This window comes from Dyella acidiphila (genome assembly GCF_014863405.1).
Classification (GTDB): domain Bacteria; phylum Pseudomonadota; class Gammaproteobacteria; order Xanthomonadales; family Rhodanobacteraceae; genus Dyella_B; species Dyella_B acidiphila.
Genome location: NZ_JACZZA010000009.1, coordinates 165,648 through 185,040 on the forward strand (window position 1 = coordinate 165,648; position 19,393 = coordinate 185,040).

Sequence of the window (19,393 nt, forward strand, 5' to 3'; positions counted from 1 at the left end):
CAGCCTGGGCATGGTCATGTGCAGGATGACGGAAACGCGATCTGGCGAGCGACGAAGAACGTCCAATTGCGCCCCAACACGGACTTGGGTTTCGGTCAGTGATGCCGCCGAAATTTCTCGCGCTGGAGGTGGCCTCTCCATGCCGCTTCGGGCATCACTGCTACGCGACGATCAGGCGTTGAGAACTAACCGGTCATGCCACCGCTGCGAGCCAATGCCGTGCCGCATCGATCACCGCAGGGGGCTGTTCGCGATGGGGCACATGTCCGCATGCCGGCAGGATCAGGCTGTGGGATGGCCCGGCGACCAGCGCGGCGATGCGCTCGGGATGACGCACCGAGCCGTATTCATCCAGCTCGCCGTGAATGGCCAGCGCCGGGCACGACACGCGGCGCAGATCCTCGTCCAGCTGCCAATCGGCGAAATCCGGTGCCAGCCAGGTATCGATCCAGGCGCTCAGTACCCAGGCAGCCTTGTCGCCGTGATATTTCGCCAGACGTTCCAACTGCCCGGGCGACTGGAAGGCCTGCTGTGCAGCGAGAATGCCGCGGATGGTGCGGTCCTCGACAAAGGCCTGCGCCGATTCGGTAATCAACGCCGTGCAATGAGCCCCATGGGCGGCTGCGCAGGCCACCGCCATGCCGCCGCCCACGCTGTGCCCGAAGGCGACAAAACGTTCCAGCTGCAGCGCTTCGCGCAAGTGACGAAAGCCGCCGTGCGCTTCCGCGTCGACAAAATGACGATCCAGCTTGCCGGCATGCGGATCGGAGCGGCCGAAGCCGAGGCGGTCGTAGGCGATGACGCAGCGGCCGGTAGCCAGGGCAAGCTCGGCGGGGAAATCGCGCCATAGCGCCACGCAGCCGAGGGAGTCGTGCAACAGCACGATGGCTGCGCGTCGGCTGGCGTCATCGCCTGGCGGATCCCAGCGCGTGGCAAACAGGCGCCCTTGCGGTGTGGTGATCAAGAGATCTTGGCTCGAAACAGAAGACATGCAGGTTATCGGCGGGTTGTGCGTGGCAGGCGGCCGGACAACTTTCAGGTATTTGCGGTACTGGCCGCAATCCGCGATTTCAGATTGCCGATAAAGCGGCGCATGGCCGGCTGGATCTCGGCGAACAAGGGATCGTGGCGTGCGCCCAGCATCACGCCGGTGAATAGCTTCAGGCCTACCGCCAGCGCCAGCGCATCGTCGGCGGCGAAGGCGGTGCCGTGGCGCACGCGTTCGACGATGGCGAGCAGGTCATCGTGCTGCTGCACCTCGAAGCTCAGCGGTGCGGTGCTGGCGCCGTCGATGCATTCGACCTGGATGCGATAGCGATGCGCGGATGTAGTGGACATGGCGAAGTTCCTGCGTAGTTCGATGCGTAGATGTGCTGCGGCCCATGCGTGACGAGCATGGGCCGCAGCGCAGACTTACTTGGACGCGGGCGGCAGCCCCATCTTGGCGAGGGTGAGCGTTTCGTCGGCGCGGCCCCAGCCGCCATCGGCGACTTCCTCCACCAGCACCATCGAGTAGGGGCGGGCGCCTTCGCCGAAATACTCGACGAACATGGCGGTGGTGCGGTGGATGATTTCTTCCTTGCGGGCGGCATCGACGATGCCTTCGGGAAGTTTGAAATTGGCGAACGGCATGGGAGTTTCCTTACGTTGATGGTGGGGTGAACGTGCTCAGGCGGCGTGCGGCTTGCGTTGCGGCGAGAGCAGGTCGCCGAGCTGGATGCGGCGCAGGAATTCCGCGCGGATGCGATCGGCTACTGCATTGACGACTTCGCAGCCGTCGTCCGACGGGTCGACATGCACGCGGAACGGGCGGCGGCCATAGGGTGCGTTCACCACGTCCACGACTGCAGCGGCGACGCTTTGCGGATCCGCATCCGGCGGCTCGCAGGCGGCCAGGTTGGTAAGAATTTCCGTGGTCAGGCCCTGGTTGGCGCCGTTGTCGTATTCGGCCTGGCGGGCCTGGTCGGCCGGCGCGGCGGAGTGCGCGAAATGATTGGTGCCCTTGGTGAAGGCGCCCGGCACCACGATGCTGGTCTCGATACCCCAGCGCGCCAGTTCGCCCGCATAGCTCACCGCCACCGCATCCATTGCGGCCTTTGCGGCAAAATACGGCGCCAGGTACGGCGGCGTGCCGCCGCGATGGCTGGAACTGCCGATCCACAACAGCAGACCCTGGCCGCGTGCGCGCAGATGCGGCAGCACGGCGCGGTTGACTCGCTGCGTGCCCAGTACGTTCACGTCGTACAGCTGTGCAAACTGTTCGGGCGTAAACGCTTCGGCTGCGCCGAACACCATATGCCCGGCGTTGTGCATCACCGTATCGATGCGGCCCTGCTCGGCGATGACCTGCGCAATGGCGGCATCGGCGGAAGCCTGCGATTGCACGTCCAGTTCCACCGTATGCAGCGCAACCTTGTGCTGGGCGGCGTAGTCGCGTGCGGCGGCAACCTGGGCTGCGTTGCGCCCGGCAGTGTCGCGCATGCTGGCGTAGACGATATGGCCTGCATCGGCCAGCGCACGCGCGCTCATTGCGCCAAAGCCGCTGGATGCACCGGTAACCAGAATGACCTGTTTCATGACGATGTCCTCAATGGGAAAAGGTGGGGGATCAGGCGAAGCCGCCGTTGACGCGAATCACTTGCGAGTTCACCCAGCTGCCATCCGGGCCGGCCAGGAAGGACACGGCGGCGGCGATTTCTGCCGGCGTACCGATGCGTTCCAGCGGCGCCATCTTGGCGATCTGGCTCACTTGCTCATCGGACTTGCCGTCGAAGAACAGCTCGGTGGCGACCGGGCCCGGGGCGATCGCATTGACGGTGATGTCGCGGCCGCGCAATTCATTGGCCAGCACATGCACCAGGCCTTCCACGCCGGCCTTGCTGGCGATGTACGGGCCGTAGGCCGGGAAGGACTTGGCCAGCACGCTGCTGGACAGCGCGATGATGCGGCCGCCCTGGCCCAGTTCCTTCGCCGCCTGCGCCATCACCATGAAGGCGCCGCGCAGATTGGTGCCGATGACCTTGTCGAAGGCCTCCAGGCTGCTTTCGGCGATGGGCGCCATCGGCATCACGCCGGCGCTGTTGACCACCACGTCGACGCGGCCGAAGGCCTCCTTGGTGGCGGCGAACAGATGAGCTACGTCCTTGGGGTTGCCGATGTCGCCCTGTACGGCGATGGCCTTGCCGCCGGCCGCTTCGATCGCGGCCACCGTTTCCTGGGCCTTGCTGGCGTTGCCGGCGTAGTTGACGGCGACGGCGAAGCCGTCGGCGGCCAGCCGCATGGCAATGGCCTGGCCGATGCCGCGCGAACCGCCGGTGACAATGGCGCTTTTGGCGTGCTGGGTATTCATATCTCGCTCCTGGTGGGAAGGGCGGGAGTGCCCTTGGGAAACGAGTCTGATCATTTAGTCGCTGTGGATAAATCCTGATAATCTGACAATGGTATTCAACCCATTGAATAATCCATGGACCGCTTCGAGACTCTCCAGCTGTTCACCCGCATCGTGGAGTCCGGCAGCTTCAGCCGGGCCGCCGACATGCTCGACATGCCGCGCCCCACCGCCACCTATGCGATCCAGCAGCTGGAAGCGCGGCTGGGCGTGCGCCTGCTCGAACGCACCACCCGCCAGGTGCACGTCACCCTGGACGGGCAGGCGTTCTACGAGCGCTGCGTGCAGATCCTCAGCGAGCTGGACGATGCCGAGGCCTCGCTGAAAAACGTCGCCGCCAATCCGCGCGGCACCTTGCGCGTGGACATGGCCAGCACCCATGCCACGCATATCGTGCTGCCGCGGATCGACGAATTCCGCAGCCGCTATCCGCGCATCGACCTGGTGATCAGTAGTGGCGACCGATTGGTGGACCTGATCCGCGAAGGCGTCGATTGCGTGATTCGCGCCGGCACGCCGCGCGATTCCGCGCTGGTAGCGCGCCCGCTGGCGCGCATGCCGCAAGTGATCTGCGCCAGCCCGGAATACCTCGCCTTCTTCGGCACCCCGCAGCACCCGGACGAACTGGTCAATCACCAGCTGGTGAAGTTCTTTTCCGGCAGCAGCGGCATCGACAACACGCTGGAGCTGATGCTGGAAGGCAAGCTCAAGGAATTCGCCATGACCGGCTGGATGGCCGTGAACGACGCCGAGAGCTATGTGCTGTGCGCATTGCGCGGCTGCGGCCTGGTGCAACTGCCGCGCTTCCACGTGGAAGCCGAACTGCGCGACGGGCGCCTGGTCGCCGTGCTGGATGCATGGGCCAGTCCGGATATGCCGCTGTCGGCGCTGTACCCCTACCGACGGCAGCTGTCGCCGCGCGTACGGGTGTTCGTCGATTGGCTAGGCGAGGTGTACAAAGCCAAATTCGGCCCGGCCTGAGCTTGCACACGGTTAAAATCGGCGACCCCGCCGTCCCGGAGATTTTCGTCTTGTCGCATTACGCCGGCCCCCTGCTTACCCGCACCGAAGCCGAATCGCTGCTGGCCGCCCACGCGGCCGGCGCCAGTGCATGGCAAGGATCGCTCGATCTGGGCCGCTCCAAAGGCGACGTAGCCTTGCTGGCGGAGCTATGGGAATGGAACGGCCAGCGCTATCCGTACCCCTCCAAGCTGAAAGACCGCACCGTCTATTACTGGGATGGCGAAGCGTTCGAACCGGTCTCGCGCTTCTCCGGCTCGCTGATCAAGCTGGTGCCGACCGAATGGGGTGCGCCCACCTTCGAGATCGACGGCATCAAGATGCTGCCTACGTCGAAGGAATCGCCGTTCGACGATGCGCGCCGCAAAGTGGCGCTGGTGGAACCGCGCGGCAAGGTAGTGCTCGATACCTGCGGCGGCCTCGGCTATTTCGCCGCCTGCTGCCTGGAGAGCGACGTGGCGCGCATCCATTCGTTCGAAAAGAACGCCGATGTGCTGTGGTTGCGCACACTCAACGCGTGGTCGCCCGATCCGGCCGATCCGCGGCATGGCGGCCGCCTGCAACTGGAGCATGCCGATGTATCGCAGGCGATCCTGCGCATCGCCGATGCCTCCGTCGATGCCCTGCTGCACGATCCGCCGCGCTTCGGCATTGCCGGCGAACTGTATTCGCAACTGTTCTACAACGAGCTTGCCCGCGTGCTGCGCCGTGGCGGCCGCCTGTTCCACTACACCGGCAGCCCCAACAAGCTCACCAGCGATCGCGACGTGCCGCGCGAAGTGGCGAAACGGCTGGAAAAGGCCGGGTTCAAGGCGCAGCTGGCGCTGGATGGCGTGTTGGCGACGCGGCGCTGAAGGCATGGCGCTTGCTGCTTGCAAGCGCCATGCGATAGCGGCTGATCAATTACGTTGCCACTGCTGCGCAGCATCCTTGGCAAAGTCGCGATAGCTGCGCGGCGCATGGCCAAGCAGCTTGGTCAGCCGGGCCACTTCATCGGCGGTGGCCGCGGCGCCATCGCTTTGATAGCGGTCCATCATCAAGCGCAGATCCAGCGCCTGCCAGGCCGGCACCATGCTCTTCATGCGCTTTTCCAGCGTAAGCGTGTCGTTGCCGCCGTAGCGGATCTCGCGTCCCAGCGCATCGCTCCAGATCTTGGCCAGCGCGTTACCCGACAGCACATCCGGTCCCACCAGCGCATAGGTTTCGCGCGGCAGCGGTGCGGCGGCGTGTTCGCGGCGCAGCAGTTCGGCGGCGGCGGCTTCGGCGATATCGCGGATATCCACCATCGAGATGCCACGGTCGCCGACCGGCATGCCGTAGACGCCGGCTTGCAACAGCGGATCTTTCTGGCGCAGGTCGTTCTGGATGAAGTACGCCGGGCGCAGCACGGTCGCCGGCAGGTCGAGTGCTTCGATCATCCGCTCGGCCGTTTCCTTGCTGGCGAAGTGCGGCACGTCGGCATAGGTGTCGCCCTTGTACACCGACAGATAGACGATGCCCTTGACGCCGGACTCACGTGCCACCGCCAGCGCCTGCATTGCCTGGGTCAGTTCGTCGGCGACATTGGGCACCAGCAGAAACAAGGTGCTGACGCCGTCGAGTGCGGCGCGGAACGCATCCACGTCGGACAGGTCGCCGGCCACGGCGCTGACGCCGGCGGGCAGCTGGGCTTTGGCGGGGGAGCGGGTGAGGGCGCGAAGCTGCGCACCGCTGCCGCTCAACTGGTTCAAAACCTGCGAACCGATGGTGCCGGTACTGCCGGTGATCAAGATGCTCATGGCGAAACTCCTCAAGGTGTGACGTTGAAAGATGGGGCAGGCACACGGTAAGGGGTTTCATAGTTGGCTAGAAGTCGACAATAATTGGATAGGTCGTTTCATATTTGGAACACGTTATGGATCTGCAAGCGCTGAAGGACTTCGCCCTGGTGGCGACTCACGGCGGCTTCGGCCGCGCTGCCCGCGCCTCCGGCCGTTCCAAGGCCACGCTCTCGCGCCGGGTCACCGAGCTGGAGCAAAGCCTGGGTGTGCGCCTGATCGAGCGCGGCACGCAAAGCCTGCGGCTCACCGATGAGGGGCGCGCGCTGCACGAGCGCACGCACGGACCGTTGGCGGAAATTGCCGAGGCGGAGGAAGTGGTGACCCTGGGCGCATCGGTGCCGCGCGGACGCCTGCGGGTCAGCGCACCGGTGCTGCTGGCGCATGTGGCGCTGGGGCGCGTGGCCGCGCGTTTTGCGCTGGCCTATCCCGAAGTGCAACTGGAAATCGTGGCGGAAGATCGCAAGGCCGACCCGGTGGAAGACGGCTTCGACCTGGTCATCCGGGTCAATCCTTCACCGGATGAGCGACTGGTAGGCCGGCGCGTTCTGGACGATCAGCGTCTGCTCGTTGCACATCCGGACATCCCCATGCCGTCACCGCCCGGCAAAGACGAGGAAGCGCCCGGTATCCGAGCCGTGCTCGGCGCGATGGTGTCGTCCGACGTGGTGTGGCGATTCCATAACGATGCCGGCGTGGAATACGCGATCAAGCCGCTGGCGGCGTTGCGTCTTTCATCGCTGTTGATGGTGCGCGAGGCTGTGCTTGCCGGGGCGGGCGTTGCGCTGTTGCCCAAGCTGCTGGTTGAGGACGACGTTGCTGCGGGGCGCCTCGCGCAATGGGGAACGGATGCGCTACCGCCAGTGGAAGTGTGGGCCTTGCGCAATTCGCGCCGCCTGGTGGGCGCGAAAGTGCGCGTGTTTCTGGATGCGATCGAGCAGGCCTTTCCCGGTCGCCGTTTCGTGCCGCCGGCTTAGCGCCGGCGGCTGCATACGACCATCAGGCTTGTGCGCGCCTGGGCAGCTTCCAGTCCGGCCGGATGAAATGGCAGGTGTAGCCGTCCGGATAGCGCTCCAGATAATCCTGATGTTCCGGCTCTGCCTCCCAGAACGGGCCGGCCGGCGCGATTTCCGTTACCACCTTGCCGGGCCACAGGCCCGAGGCATTCACGTCGGCCACGGTGTCTTCGGCGATGTGCCGCTGCTCATCGCCGAGATAAAAAATGGCCGAGCGATAGCTGCTGCCCAGGTCGTTGCCCTGGCGGTTGCGGGTGGTCGGATCGTGGATCTGGAAGAAGAACTCCAGGATCTGCCGGTAGCTGATCCGGCTCGGATCGAACACGATCTCGATCGCTTCGGCATGCGTGCCATGGTTGCGATAGGTGGCGTTGGCCACATCGCCGCCGCTGTAGCCCACGCGGGTCGACAGCACACCCGGGTAGCGCCGCAGCAAATCCTGCATGCCCCAAAAGCAGCCGCCGGCGAGGATCGCGGTGTCGGTTTGCGTCGTCATGGTGGTATCCCTCAGGTCTGTGCGCCGGATATTGTGCTACCGATGCCTAATGCAAGGCGTCATGGTCTGCTACCCCTCACCGTCATCCCGGCGCAGGCCGGGACCCAGTGTCTTTTGCTGCACAAAGTCGCTGGCTCCCAGCCTGCGCCGGGATGACGCTGAGGCTATAGTGCGGATCTTCACGTCGTCCAGGCCTCTTCAGAGGAACGCACAGTGACCAGCGCGATGCCCCAACCCGTCACCGCCAAGCTGACGCACGCGGCCATTTTTTTAGTGGTAAGCCTCAAGCCCGAGCCAGATGCCAAGGCCAGCGTGCATGCACTATGCGGCGATCTGCCCGGCTTGCTGCGCGGCATCGGTTTTCGCAATCCGGACCGGCGCCTGTCCTGCGTGATGGGTTTCGGTTCCGCCGCATGGGATCGCTTGTTCGGCGCGCCGCGCCCGGCGCAACTGCATCCCTTCCGCGAGATCAAGGGTGTGCATCATGCACCGTCCACCCCGGGCGACATGCTGTTTCATATCCGCGCCACGCATATGGACCTGTGCTTCGAGCTGGCGGCGCAGATCATGCAGCGGCTCGGCGATGCCGCCGTGGCCGAGGACGAAGTGCACGGCTTCAAATATTTCGACGAACGCGACCTGCTCGGTTTCGTCGACGGCACCGAAAATCCGGTCGACCAGGAAGCGGTCGACGCCACCATCGTCGGTAACGAAGATGCTGCCTTTGCCGGCGGCAGCTATGTGATCGTGCAGAAATACCTGCACGACTTGAAGGCATGGAATGCGCTGCCGGTCGAGCAGCAGGAAAAGATCGTCGGCCGCAAGAAGCTTTCCGATATCGAATTGGACGAAGCCGCCAAGCCCAGCTACGCGCACAACGTGCTCACCAGCATCGAAGAGAACGGCGAGGAACTGCAGATCGTGCGCGACAACATGCCCTTCGGCGAAGTCGGCAAGGGCGAGTTCGGCACGTATTTCATCGGCTATGCGCGCTCGCCCGCGCGGATCGAGCAGATGTTGAGCAACATGTTCATCGGCAAGCCGCCGGGCAATTACGATCGCCTGCTGGATTTCAGCAAGGCAGTAACCGGCGCGCTGTTCTTCGTGCCCTCGATGAGCTTTCTCGAGCAGTTGCAGGCGTAGTCGGCGTGACGGATGTGTGAAGGTTTTTCAATTGCTTCCAGCACTGTTGCCGCACGCGCGCGCATGCAACCGTGCTGGCACGATTGACGCAAAGCAGTGCCCGCGAGTGGGGAGGGTAGGCACCCGGGCATTCCTTCACGCAGACCAAGGACCTTGTCATGCCGAGCATGCTTCGTGGACGCTTTTCCCCGTATGTCGCACTGGCCGCCTGCGCGTTGGCGCTGCCGGCGGCCGCACAGACCGATGCACCGCCGCCGACGCGCACAGCGGATGTCACCGAGCAGCTGTTCGGCCATACCTTGCATGATCCTTACCGCTGGATGGAGGGCGAGCACAACGCCGAGTTCCAGCATTGGCTGGCCGCCCAGGGCGACTACACACGCGTCAGGCTCGATGCACTGCCGAGCCTGAAGGGCTGGCAGGAAGATCTGCAAAAGGTCGGCGAGACCGCCGTGGTGCATCGTGCCCAGCGTTATGTGCACGGCATGCTGTTTTTCATTCGCCAGACCGCCGACGGCAACGGCACGCTGATGGTGCGCGCCGCCGGTGGCGCCGAGCGTGTGCTGCTTGATCCGGCCAGCTTGACCGGCGATGGCGGCCACGCCTCGATCACCAACTATTCGCCCTCGCCGGACGGCAGCAAGGTGGCGGTGGATATCGATCACGGCGGCACCGAAGTCACGCGCCTGGAAGTGCTCGATGTGCGCAGCGGTAAGCCCACCGGTGATGCAGTGGAACCGGTCTGGGGCGAATTCAACGCCGACTGGCTGCCTGACGGCAGTGGCTTCGCCTACACCCAGATGGCGCCGCCGGCGCAGCGCACCGGCGGCGATCCGCTGCAGGATATGCGCCTGCGCATGCACCGGCTGGGCACGCCCGCGGCGCGGGATCCGATCCTGCTGCGCGCCGGTAAAGGGGAGGGCACCAATGCGTCGTTCATGCTGCCGTCCAATCATTTTCCGGATATCGTCTTTCCGGCCGGCTCGCGCTGGGCGCTGGGCATGGACCAGAGCGCGCAAGCCGAACAACGCTATTGCGTCACCCTGCAGACCGATGCGGTGAAGCCCGGCGCCAAGTGGCGCTGCATCGCCGAGCTGAGCGACCAGGTGCACGAAGCCGCCATTCACGGCGATACGCTTTATCTGGCTTCCGCCAAGAGCCGTTCCAACGGCGAACTGCTGGCGCTGGATCTGTCGCGTCCGGATGCCACGATCAAGGATGCGCGCTCGATCCTGCCGCTGCAGGACGACGACATGCTGATCAACTTCAGCCTCAACGACACGCAGATGGTGGCGCCCGCGCGCGATGCCTTGTATGTGAAAGTGTCGCGCAACGGCATCGACGGCATCCGCCGCATCGACTACCGCAGCGGCCAGGTGCAGGCGCTGCCGATGCCGCTGTCCGGCGGCGCATCGCTGTTCCACGCCGACGATAACGAAGATGGCTTCCTGCTCGAACTGCGCGGCTGGACCACGCCGCCCAAGTCATGGCGCTACGATCCGGCCGCGCGCGTCATGCGCAGTCTCGGCCAGGATGAAGCCAGCCCGGCCGACTACAGCATGATCGAAGCCACCGAGACCGAACTGGTCAGCAAGGATGGCACGCATGTGCCGCTCACCATCCTGCATCGCAAAGACGCCAAGCTGGACGGTTCGCATCGCGCCATTCTGTTTGGCTACGGCAGCTATGGTTTGTCGCTGGTGCCGTCGTTCAAGCCGGTGCGGCTGGAATGGGTCAAGCGCGGCAATGTGTTTGCGTATGCGCACGTGCGCGGCGGCGGCGAGAAGGGCGAAGCCTGGCACGCGGGTGGCAAAGGGCCGAACAAGCACAAGGGCGTGGAGGATTTCGTCGCCGGTGTAGCGCGATTGAGCGAACTCGGCTACAGCCGGCCGCAGCGCACGGGGCTGATTTCCGGCAGCGCCGGCGGTCTGCTGATCGGCGGCGCGGTGGTGAATTATCCCAGCCAGTTCGGTGCGGCGATCATCCTGGTCGGCATGCTCAATCCGGTGCGCCTGATGCAGGCGCCTAATGGCGCCAACCAGATCGGCGAAATGGGCGATCCGCGCAAGGCGGAGGATTTCCCGTCGATCCTGGCGATGGATGCCTACCAGCAGATCCGTCCGCATACCGCCTATCCGGCGGTGCTGCTCAGCGTCGGTCTCAACGACAGTCGCGTGGCGCCGTGGCAGACCGGCAAATTCGCCGCGCGCCTGCGCGCTGCCGACACCAGCGGCCGCCCGGTATGGATCCGCACCGACGTCAACGGCGGTCACGGCATCCAGGTTTCGGCCGGCTCCGAAGCGGCGGAATTCGCCGATATCTACGCTTTTCTGGATGCGCAATTGCCGGCGCCCTGAGCGGCACCACGCGGCATCGTAACCTCCACGGCAGCTCGCCGTGGAGGTCAGCTCTCAAGTGTCGCTTGACGGGATTGATCGCCGCACGCAGCGCCGTTTTTACTGCGAAGCCACCCAGGCCAACGCATCCGCACCGGCCGGCGTGCGCATCGGGCAGTCCGGATCGGTGGCGGCGCGCCACACCGCTTCGGCTACGTCCTGCGACCGGGTGACGACGGTGTCCTGCTGCCAGCCGGCGAAAACCTTCTGCACCAGCTCGGCATAAGCTTCCGGAAAACCGGCTTGCATGCGCGGCTGCGCGTTCTCGCCGAAGCGCGTTTCCGGCGACCGTCCCGGCAACACCAATCGTGCGCGTACATGGAACGGCGCCAGTTCCAGCGCCAGCGATTCGGTAAATGCATTCACCGCGGCCTTGCTGGCGGTGTAGACGGAAAGCAGCGGCAGCGGACGCAAGGTTACCGAGGAGGTGACATTGACGATCGCGCCGGATTGGCGTTGGCGAAATTGCGGCAGCAATGCCTGGGTCATGGCGATCGTGCCCAGCGTATTGGTCTCCAATACCTCGCGTGCAATCGCCATCGACACTCCTTCGAGCGCATTGAGCACCCCGATGCCGGCGTTGTTGACCAGCACGTCGACAGGGCCGGCGGCGGCAACCGCATGCTGAATGCTTTGCGCGTCGGTGACATCGAGCGGCAGTACGCGCAAGCGTTCGGAGCGTGGCAGCAGATCTTCGCGCGGCGTGCGCATGGTGGCGATTACCTGCCAGTTGCGCGCAAGGAAATACTGCGCGGTTTCCAGGCCGAAGCCGGACGAGCAACCGGTGATCAAGACAGTCTGCATCGGGATTCCTGTGGAGGGACGGGGATGCGCAAACGATAGGTCGCGCAGCGCGGACCCACTACAATCCACAGTCCGTATTTCGTTGGCAGGAGTCCGGCCATGGTCGATCCGCTCTCCGAGGTGGTCGCGTTGCTGCAGCCGGTTGCGGCGTTCTCCAAGATGGTCGACGGCGCCGGCGCCTGGCGGGTGCGCCGCGCGGAGGCGGGGCGGCCGTTCTATGGCGTGGTCCTTGACGGTGCCTGCCGACTTGCCGCGGACGGGCATGCGCCGATTGCGCTGCAATCCGGGGATTTCGTGCTGATTCCCGCGGCACAGGGCTTCACGATGTCCAGCCTGGAGCCGTTGCTGCCGGAACAGCGGGTATCCATCCCTGCTGCGTTGCCTCATGGCGAATTCCGCATCGGCGATCCGCATGGGCCGCCCGACGTGCGCTTGCTGATCGGCTATTGCCGCTTCGGTTCGCCGGACGCGGCGCTGTTGGTACCGCTGCTGCCGCAGCTGGTGCATGTGCGCGGCGAGCGCAGGTTGTCCACGCTGGTCAAGCTGGTGGTGGAAGAATCGCGCGAGCGGCGTCCCGCGCGCGAGGTGATCCTGGCGCGCTTGCTGGAAGTGCTGTTGATCGAAGCCCTGCGTTCTAGCGCAGGAACCGATGCATCGCCGGGCCTGTTGCGCGGACTGGCCGAGCCGCGTGTCGCCGCTGCGCTACGCCGGCTCCATGAAAGCCCGGCCCATGCCTGGACCGTGGTGCAGCTGGCGAATGAAGCGGCGCTATCGCGCTCGGCTTTCTTCGAGCGCTTCAGCCGTGCCGTGGGCGTGGCGCCGATGGAATACCTGCTCGCCTGGCGCATGGCCCTGGCCAAGAGCCTGCTGCGGCAGCAGGAGCTGGGTATCGCCGAAGTGGCGCAACGCATCGGCTACAGCTCGGCCAGCACGTTCAGCGCTGCCTTTGCGCGGCATGTGGGCATGCCGCCGACGCGCTATGCACGGGAGCGGCCGGCACCCGAGCCGGCATCCGCATAGAAAAAGGCGCCTTGCGGCGCCTTTTTCCATCGTTGACGAAGTCGCAGGATGGCCTGCGTACAGCGGTTACATCAATGGTCCTTGCGGGCCTCATCTTTGGCCTTGCCGTATTCTTTCTCGGCCTTGCCTGCATGCTTCTCGATCTTGCCTTCCGCCTCGCGCACGGGGTCGTTGGTGACTTTGCCCATGCCTTCTTTCACGGCGCCCTTGATTTCGTGCTTGGTACCTTCGGTGCGATGCTTATCCATGGTCTTCCTCACTGCAGAAGTGGATGTGGGTGCATCTTGCAAAGCGAAGCGGCAGCATGAGGTGTTGCAAACGTGAACTGCGCATGCACATTTCCAAGCGGCCGTTTACGTTCGCGCCGCGCGCCTATCGACATCGGAATCACTCACCGCGTGCATCGTCGTCACCAAGGCGCGTGCACGCTGTGGTCGCGTGGCGGCGATCGAGCCCTTGCGCGCTCCCCACACGCCGACTTGAGTTACGGAGGCAAGACCCATGTCACTTCTGCTCATCATCGTCCTGCTGATCATCCTGCTCGGTGCGTTGCCGTCATGGCCGTATAGCCGCAGCTGGGGTTATTACCCGTCCGGCGGCGTCGGCATAATCGTGCTGATCCTGGTTATCCTGTTGTTGCTGGGTTATCTGTAAAGCATCCATTGCGGTGCGGGGTGGTCAACGGCTGCGGTAATCCTGGATATCCGGGTGCGGATCGTAGCCGGGCGGCGGGGCGCAGCAAGGCGGCGACAAGCCGATCGCCGCGCGCCCAAGCGCTTTGACGGTAGGTGCAGCAGACGTGTCCAACGGCGTACCGCCCGCATCGGCGGCAACCTCGAAGCGATACGTCTTGCCGGCCTGCGGGCTGAAGCGGAAGCGATCGCCCACCAGCGTCTTCAGCAACTTGCCATCGAGCAGCACGCGTGCGCTGCGGCCTTCCCAGGACGTGGCGAACGACAGCGGCGCACCGTTGCCGCCATGAATGACGAAGGCAGTCAGCTCGCCGCGATTGGCTTCAACGTGCAGCTGCAGCCCATGCGCCAGCGACACATCGCCGGCCAGCGTCCACGTTTTCGGCAGGGCCGGCGCTACGCGGATCAACCCATCCGCATCCTGCACGGCGAGCATGTCCGACAGCGCCACGGCGACTACGCCGGCCTGTTCGAGATAAAACTCCGCCGGCGGTCCCGGCACCAGCGCCGACATGCCGTTCGGGTAGATCTGATAAAGCTGCACCAGCTGGAAAATGGCCTGTGCCGCCGCATCGCCCAGGCCCAGCCGCACGGCTTGCACCGGGTCGTAGCTCCAGGTGGCCTGGTAGACGAACGGACGCTGCGCATACGTACGCCTGGCTACATCGAACAGCGCATCGTCGCGACCGATCAGCGCATACGGCCATACTGCTTCGAGCGCGATGTTCTCGCCATTCGCATACGGCGCCGCCGGCCGGTAGCTGGGCGCCAGCACGGCATCGTCGCGGGTGCCGGCATGCGGCAGCCATTGCCGCTCCTGCGCGGACATTAGCGGCAGCTGCGGCGTGTGCTGCAGCGCGTTCTGCAATTGCGTCGCCAGTGCGCCATCGCGCTTGAGCACCGCCACCGCCGCGATGGTGGCCGGATACAGCGTGCGAATGGCGGCGATATCCGTGGCCGGGTCGGTCACGTCCATCTGCGTTTCATGCGCATTCGACGGTGCGGTATGCAGCAGGCCATCCGCGCCAGGCTTTTGATAAGCGAGCAGGAAGCGCGCCGACTCCGCCATCAACGGGTAATTGGCGCGCAGGAAATCGAGATCGCCGGTCTGCAGATACGTGCGCCATACCCATAGGCCGATCTCCGCGCCGGTGCTCAGCGTGCGTGCGTTGGAACTGGCCGACCAGGCCAGGTCGCAACTGTGCGTAATGATGGCGAACGGGCGGAAGCGGTCGCTTTCGTATTCAATGCCGTTGCCGTTGAAACGCATGGTTTCGGGCACGCAGATGCCAGGGCGTCCTTGTGTGTGCAGGCGCGTCCAGCGTTGCAGTGCGGCGAGGTTGTTGCGGTACAGCGCAAACACCGGCCGATTGAGTTCGGGCAGGCCGGCGGCCAGATTGGCCGCCACCTGCATGCGCAGATTCCAGAACCAGAACGCGGCCGGATCCCAGAGATGATCGTCCTGCGCCGCGGAGAACAAATCGGCGATGCCGCCTTGCGACCCCGGTATATCGCCGCCGCCATGCGCCGCGGCAGCAAACAGATACAGCGTGCGCAGCGTTTCGGCGTAGCGCGCCGTGCCGTCCGGCGAATCCGCTTCGATCACGTTGGCGCGCGACCAGAAGGCGTGCCACCAGCGCGTAGTAATGGAGTGATCCGGCGCCGGCGCGAGTGCGTTGCGCGCAACCTCCAGCGCAGCGTGGCTGCCGTCGTAGGCGGGTGCGGCAATCACCACCTCCAGCGTGCCGTCGGCAGCGGGCAGGGCGGTAACTTCCACCGTACGTGCATCCACGATCCTGGCTTGCACCTCACGGCCATCGGTCTGCACCGCGGCCAGCGATCCGAACGGCAGGCCGGACGCACCGGGCTGCTGATCGTCATGCCAGCTTTCCGACAATACGGCGATACCGTGCTCGACCTGAGCGACCGGATGGCGCGGCGGCCACAACTGCAAACGAATCGCCTGTGGTGTTTGTGCCGACAGACCGGATAGATGCAGCACCACGCGATCCCTGGCCTGGTCGACCCAGGCCAGCAGTGCGATGCCGCCGCCGTGTTCTTCCAGCGTGCCGTCATACAGATCGACGCGCCCGCTGAAATACCGATCGGCCGTCATCTGCGCCAGTCCCGGCAGGCTCACCTGTCCGGGCGAGCGGCGATCGGGCAGGGTGTCGATGCGATTGAGTTGCAGCGTGAGTCCGTCTTGCGCCCAAAACGCTGCACCGAGCCGGCCATTGCCCAGCCCCATCGCCTGCGTCGGCAGGCTATTGGGTTGTCCGATCGCGATATCCGAACGTGCCACGTTCTGCTGCGTGCTCTGGCCGCAGGCTGCCGCAGCGAAGCCTGTGCACGCCAGCAAGGTGATCAACCAGCGTGCTTGCAGGGGGCCGATGCTCATCGTGGTTCGCTCGCAGAGAGAAGGCCCGGCCGTCATCCGCCGCGGGCAAGGCGAACGATGCTAATGACAAGGCTGTGCTGGCGTCACGTGCCGGTGGAATAAGACGTTGTAGGCCTCGGTGCCCATCGCCGCATAACCGCGATCATTCGGGTGCAGGCCCTGGTCGCCGGCACACACCGTGGCCATGCCTTCGGCGGCTGGCTGATCCTTGGCTTGCGGCAATACGGTGTACTGCCCCTTGGTCACCTCGGCGAAATCCACCAGTCCATCGAAATCGGCCCGGTGCGTGTGCATCCATTGATTGAGCTGTTCGCGCGTGGCGACGCGTCGGGGCGAATACCAGCCGTTCTGGCCGGCGAACGGTGTGACCGTGCCCAGCCAGATCTTCAAGCCATGCTGATGCGCCACATCGACCAGTTCGCGGAAGGCGGCGATCAGGTCTACCGCGGTGGCGCCGGTGGTTTGTACGGCCGCATCCGGCCCGCGGTTAAGATCGTTGGCAGTGAACAGCACCACCACGTCAGTGACGCCGGGACGATCGATCACATCCCGGTAATAGCGCTTCAGGCCCGCCACACCGGCTGCCGGACTCCCCAACTGATCGGCGGTCAGCTCGTCCGCACTGATGCCGGCATTGCCTACCGCCGCGCCAGCGTTGCCCGGTGCATTGGCCAGCGTGGCCAGCACCGCCGGCCACGGATATTGCGGACCAGTAGACAGCGCGCCATCGGTAATCGAATCGCCCAGCGCAATGATGCTGCGCGTATGCGCCGGCACCATCGCCTCCACGCCGGTGAGCAAGTAAATATGGTTATCGTCGCTCAGCGGAGTCAGGCCATGCACCGCCTGCTTGCCGTCGAAACTGGCTGCGGCCAGCTGATTGCCGCTGACGGCAAACGACGTGGGGCCGTGTTGTTCGGGATGGAAATCGGCCAGCTCCGTGTCGTCCTTGAAATAGGTCGTCACCGCCAGCCGCGCCAAGGCAGGCACCTTCATCGCTACCGGATCGGAGACCAACTCGCCGCCGGCCGGAATCACGCCGCTGGCGTTGCCGCCAAAGGTCACCGCACGATCGCTGCCGGCGACCACGCCCGAAACGCCATCGCCCAGGCCGACGTGCGCCGCGTCGATCACCAGCGGCTTGCGCCCGAACACATTGGAAAAGCGCAGTCGCAGCTGCGGCGTGCCGATGCTGATGCGCACGTATTGGCGCAAGGTGAAGTTGGCCAGCGTGGGAATCTCCTGTACGGGATCGCCGGCCGCCGTGCGCACGAGCTGCCGGCTGGCATCGGTCTTGTCGCTGACCTGCGCAGTCATCGCCTGCTCCCAGGTAGTCGCCCAGTGCGCCTGCCTATTCGCGGGGGCTGCCGCATGGGCGATGACCGGCAGCAGCACTGCCAGCAGTAGGGCGGGAAGGCGGTGCTTGCTGCTCATGGAATCGTGTCCTGGAATGGTCGCGCCGATCATCATGGAAGACGATCGGCGATCATTCCGTCAACAGCATGTGCCGTTGCGCGAACTAAAGCTGGCCATACGCTCGCGTTTTCGCCTGCTTTTGCTCGTCATCCCAGCGGAAGCTGGGATCCAGTGCCTTCGATGCACACAGACACTGGATCCCAGCTTCCGCTGGGATGACGAAGCGGCTTTTGGAGAGATCTCGATCGATCGGTGCATTGCGCTAAGGCAGACAACCTGCGCAAGCACTTGTATCCCCGCCTGGCTGAGCACACGCTAGCCCGTTATCCAGGTAGCCGCGCGCTGCAGCGGTGGCAGCAGCCTGGTCCCGCACGTTTCCACGGAGGCCGATGATGGAAACCCACGCTATCCGCGAGGCCATTGACCGGCATTGGGCCGCGTCTGCGGCGGGCAATCAACACGCCGAGCATGAGATCTACCACGACGATGCCGTCTGCGAATATCCGCAGTCCGGCGAAATCATCCGCGGGCGTCACAACCTGCAGGCGCTGCGCAGCCACCACCCCGGCAAGCCGGCGGGCTTCGCGATCCGGCGCATCGTCGGGGATGGCAATCTGTGGGTGACTGAATACACGATCCAGTACGGCGACAAATCCGCCTACACCGTAAGCATCATGCAGTTCCGCGACGGCAAGGTGTCGCATGAAACGCAATACTTCGCCGACCCCTTCGCTGCGCCGGCCTGGCGCGCCCAGTGGGTCGAGCCGGCGCATCCATGATGGCTGCCGGCCGCATGATGCTTATGGCTGCATGCGCAGTGCTGGGCATGCACGCTGCTGCGGTTACGGCCGGCGATGGCCGCAATGCAACGCTCCACCAAGGTGATGCCATGACCATGACCTATCGCACGATCTCTGTTCAGGGGCTCCATATCTTTTATCGCGAGGCCGGCCGTGCCGATGCACCGGTCGTGCTGTTGCTGCACGGGTTTCCCTCGTCGTCGCGCATGTACGACCGCCTGATGCCCGAGTTGGCTGCGCACTATCACGTGATCGCACCGGACTACCCCGGCTTCGGCCATTCCGATGCCCCTTCGCCCGATCACTTCGCCTATACCTTCGATCACCTTGCCGACGTGATGGATGCGTTTGCGCAGCAATTGGGCCTGCAGCACTACGTTTTGTTCGTGCAGGATTACGGCGGCCCGGTTGGTTTCCGGCTTGCGCTGGCGCATCCCGAGCGCATCCAGGGCATCGTCGTGCAGAACGCGGTGGCGCACGAAGAAGGACTGGGGCCGCTGTGGCTTACCCGTCGGCAGTACTGGGCCGATCGCAGCGCCTACGCCGACAAGCTGCGCGCCAACCTGATCTCGTTCGATGCGGCCAAGCAGCGCCATGTCGGCACCGATCCGCACCCCGAGCGCTACGATCCGGATCTGTGGACGGATGAATCGGCTTTTCTCAGCCGTCCCGGCGAAGACCGCATCCAGGAAGATCTGTTCTACGACTACCGCACCAACGTGGCCTCGTATCCGGCCTGGCAAGCTTATCTGCGCGCGCATCGGCCGCCGCTGCTGGTGATCTGGGGCAAATACGATCCGTCGTTTACCGTGGCCGGTGCGTGGGCCTATCAGCGCGATGTACCGGCTGCGCAGGTGCATATCCTGGACGCCGGCCATTTCGCCATGGACACCATGAATCCCGAAGTGGCGGCGCTGACGCGGCAGTTTCTGGATGGCCTGCATCTGCCAGCGGACAAGCCGTCGCACTGACGATGCGCGCCGCGCC

At 64.8% G+C, this 19,393-nt stretch carries 20 protein-coding genes; 9 read left to right on the top strand and 11 right to left on the bottom strand.

The genetic code is table 11. The features are described 5' to 3' along the window. Positions 1-193: 193 nt before the first annotated feature. From IGX34_RS15210 to IGX34_RS15230, 5 genes are all read right to left on the bottom strand, one after another. The gene (locus IGX34_RS15210) at positions 194-991 is read right to left on the bottom strand and encodes an alpha/beta fold hydrolase (RefSeq protein ID WP_192556572.1); all 798 of its coding nucleotides are present in this window, start codon (positions 989-991) and stop codon (positions 194-196) included. 44 nt (positions 992-1,035) lie between these two features. Continuing rightward, positions 1,036-1,338 (bottom strand): DUF3861 domain-containing protein, encoded by a 303-nt coding sequence (locus IGX34_RS15215; protein ID WP_192556573.1) that lies wholly within the window; start codon positions 1,336-1,338, stop codon positions 1,036-1,038. A 75-nt stretch (positions 1,339-1,413) separates the two neighbouring features. Beyond that, positions 1,414-1,632, bottom strand: coding sequence for a tautomerase family protein (locus IGX34_RS15220; RefSeq protein ID WP_192556574.1), 219 nt, complete (start codon positions 1,630-1,632; stop codon positions 1,414-1,416). Between the two features lie 36 nt (positions 1,633-1,668). Further along, complete coding sequence (locus tag IGX34_RS15225; RefSeq protein ID WP_192556575.1) at positions 1,669-2,577, bottom strand: SDR family NAD(P)-dependent oxidoreductase; 909 nt, start codon at positions 2,575-2,577, stop codon at positions 1,669-1,671. A 31-nt stretch (positions 2,578-2,608) separates the two neighbouring features. Then, a complete protein-coding gene (locus IGX34_RS15230) occupies positions 2,609-3,349 on the bottom strand; it encodes an SDR family oxidoreductase (protein ID WP_192556576.1) in 741 nt (246 codons plus the stop codon). A 114-nt stretch (positions 3,350-3,463) separates the two neighbouring features. Here IGX34_RS15230 and IGX34_RS15235 point away from each other — a divergent pair, with 114 nt between their 5' ends. Together IGX34_RS15235 and IGX34_RS15240 are read left to right on the top strand one after the other, a co-directional pair. Then, positions 3,464-4,369, top strand: a complete 906-nt coding sequence (locus tag IGX34_RS15235; protein WP_192556577.1) for a LysR family transcriptional regulator — start codon at positions 3,464-3,466, stop codon at positions 4,367-4,369. A 50-nt stretch (positions 4,370-4,419) separates the two neighbouring features. After that, positions 4,420-5,262 (top strand): class I SAM-dependent methyltransferase, encoded by an 843-nt coding sequence (locus IGX34_RS15240; protein ID WP_192556578.1) that lies wholly within the window; start codon positions 4,420-4,422, stop codon positions 5,260-5,262. A gap of 45 nt (positions 5,263-5,307) precedes the next feature. Here the strand turns inward: IGX34_RS15240 and IGX34_RS15245 are convergent, their stop codons facing one another. Continuing rightward, a complete protein-coding gene (locus tag IGX34_RS15245; protein ID WP_192556579.1) occupies positions 5,308-6,186 on the bottom strand; it encodes an SDR family oxidoreductase in 879 nt (292 codons plus the stop codon). A gap of 116 nt (positions 6,187-6,302) precedes the next feature. Here IGX34_RS15245 and IGX34_RS15250 point away from each other — a divergent pair, with 116 nt between their 5' ends. Beyond that, positions 6,303-7,202 carry a LysR family transcriptional regulator gene (locus IGX34_RS15250; RefSeq protein WP_192556580.1) on the top strand — a complete coding sequence of 300 codons (900 nt, stop codon included), beginning with the start codon at positions 6,303-6,305 and terminating at the stop codon, positions 7,200-7,202. A 22-nt stretch (positions 7,203-7,224) separates the two neighbouring features. Here IGX34_RS15250 and msrA read toward each other — a convergent pair whose 3' ends face one another. Then, positions 7,225-7,737, bottom strand: coding sequence for a peptide-methionine (S)-S-oxide reductase MsrA (msrA, locus tag IGX34_RS15255; RefSeq protein ID WP_192556581.1), 513 nt, complete (start codon positions 7,735-7,737; stop codon positions 7,225-7,227). Between the two features lie 225 nt (positions 7,738-7,962). On the opposite strand from msrA, the gene IGX34_RS15260 reads away from it, so the two are divergent. Further along, the gene (locus tag IGX34_RS15260) at positions 7,963-8,880 is read left to right on the top strand and encodes a Dyp-type peroxidase (protein WP_225737489.1); all 918 of its coding nucleotides are present in this window, start codon (positions 7,963-7,965) and stop codon (positions 8,878-8,880) included. A gap of 158 nt (positions 8,881-9,038) precedes the next feature. Beyond that, positions 9,039-11,237 (top strand): prolyl oligopeptidase family serine peptidase, encoded by a 2,199-nt coding sequence (locus IGX34_RS15265; RefSeq protein WP_192556583.1) that lies wholly within the window; start codon positions 9,039-9,041, stop codon positions 11,235-11,237. A 99-nt stretch (positions 11,238-11,336) separates the two neighbouring features. On the opposite strand, the gene IGX34_RS15270 is transcribed toward IGX34_RS15265, so the two are convergent. Continuing rightward, on the bottom strand, positions 11,337-12,080 hold the full coding sequence (locus tag IGX34_RS15270; RefSeq protein WP_192556584.1) for an SDR family oxidoreductase: 744 nt from the start codon (positions 12,078-12,080) through the stop codon (positions 11,337-11,339). Positions 12,081-12,179: 99 nt separating this feature from the next. Between IGX34_RS15270 and IGX34_RS15275 the strand changes: the two genes are divergently transcribed. Continuing rightward, on the top strand, positions 12,180-13,100 hold the full coding sequence (locus IGX34_RS15275) for an AraC family transcriptional regulator (protein WP_192556585.1): 921 nt from the start codon (positions 12,180-12,182) through the stop codon (positions 13,098-13,100). A gap of 71 nt (positions 13,101-13,171) precedes the next feature. On the opposite strand, the gene IGX34_RS15280 is transcribed toward IGX34_RS15275, so the two are convergent. Beyond that, positions 13,172-13,348 carry a CsbD family protein gene (locus IGX34_RS15280; RefSeq protein WP_192556586.1) on the bottom strand — a complete coding sequence of 59 codons (177 nt, stop codon included), beginning with the start codon at positions 13,346-13,348 and terminating at the stop codon, positions 13,172-13,174. Between the two features lie 253 nt (positions 13,349-13,601). On the opposite strand from IGX34_RS15280, the gene IGX34_RS15285 reads away from it, so the two are divergent. Beyond that, the gene (locus IGX34_RS15285) at positions 13,602-13,754 is read left to right on the top strand and encodes a DUF3309 family protein (protein WP_192556587.1); all 153 of its coding nucleotides are present in this window, start codon (positions 13,602-13,604) and stop codon (positions 13,752-13,754) included. Positions 13,755-13,778: 24 nt separating this feature from the next. Here the strand turns inward: IGX34_RS15285 and IGX34_RS15290 are convergent, their stop codons facing one another. Together IGX34_RS15290 and IGX34_RS15295 are read right to left on the bottom strand one after the other, a co-directional pair. After that, a complete protein-coding gene (locus IGX34_RS15290) occupies positions 13,779-16,190 on the bottom strand; it encodes a glycosyl hydrolase family 95 catalytic domain-containing protein (protein ID WP_192556588.1) in 2,412 nt (803 codons plus the stop codon). 60 nt (positions 16,191-16,250) lie between these two features. Next, on the bottom strand, positions 16,251-17,624 hold the full coding sequence (locus IGX34_RS15295; RefSeq protein WP_192556589.1) for a GDSL-type esterase/lipase family protein: 1,374 nt from the start codon (positions 17,622-17,624) through the stop codon (positions 16,251-16,253). A gap of 374 nt (positions 17,625-17,998) precedes the next feature. Between IGX34_RS15295 and IGX34_RS15300 the strand changes: the two genes are divergently transcribed. Both IGX34_RS15300 and IGX34_RS15305 read left to right on the top strand, forming a co-directional pair. Further along, complete coding sequence (locus IGX34_RS15300) at positions 17,999-18,385, top strand: nuclear transport factor 2 family protein (RefSeq protein ID WP_192556590.1); 387 nt, start codon at positions 17,999-18,001, stop codon at positions 18,383-18,385. Between the two features lie 110 nt (positions 18,386-18,495). Continuing rightward, positions 18,496-19,377 carry an alpha/beta fold hydrolase gene (locus IGX34_RS15305; protein WP_225737490.1) on the top strand — a complete coding sequence of 294 codons (882 nt, stop codon included), beginning with the start codon at positions 18,496-18,498 and terminating at the stop codon, positions 19,375-19,377. Positions 19,378-19,393 lie beyond the last annotated feature (16 nt).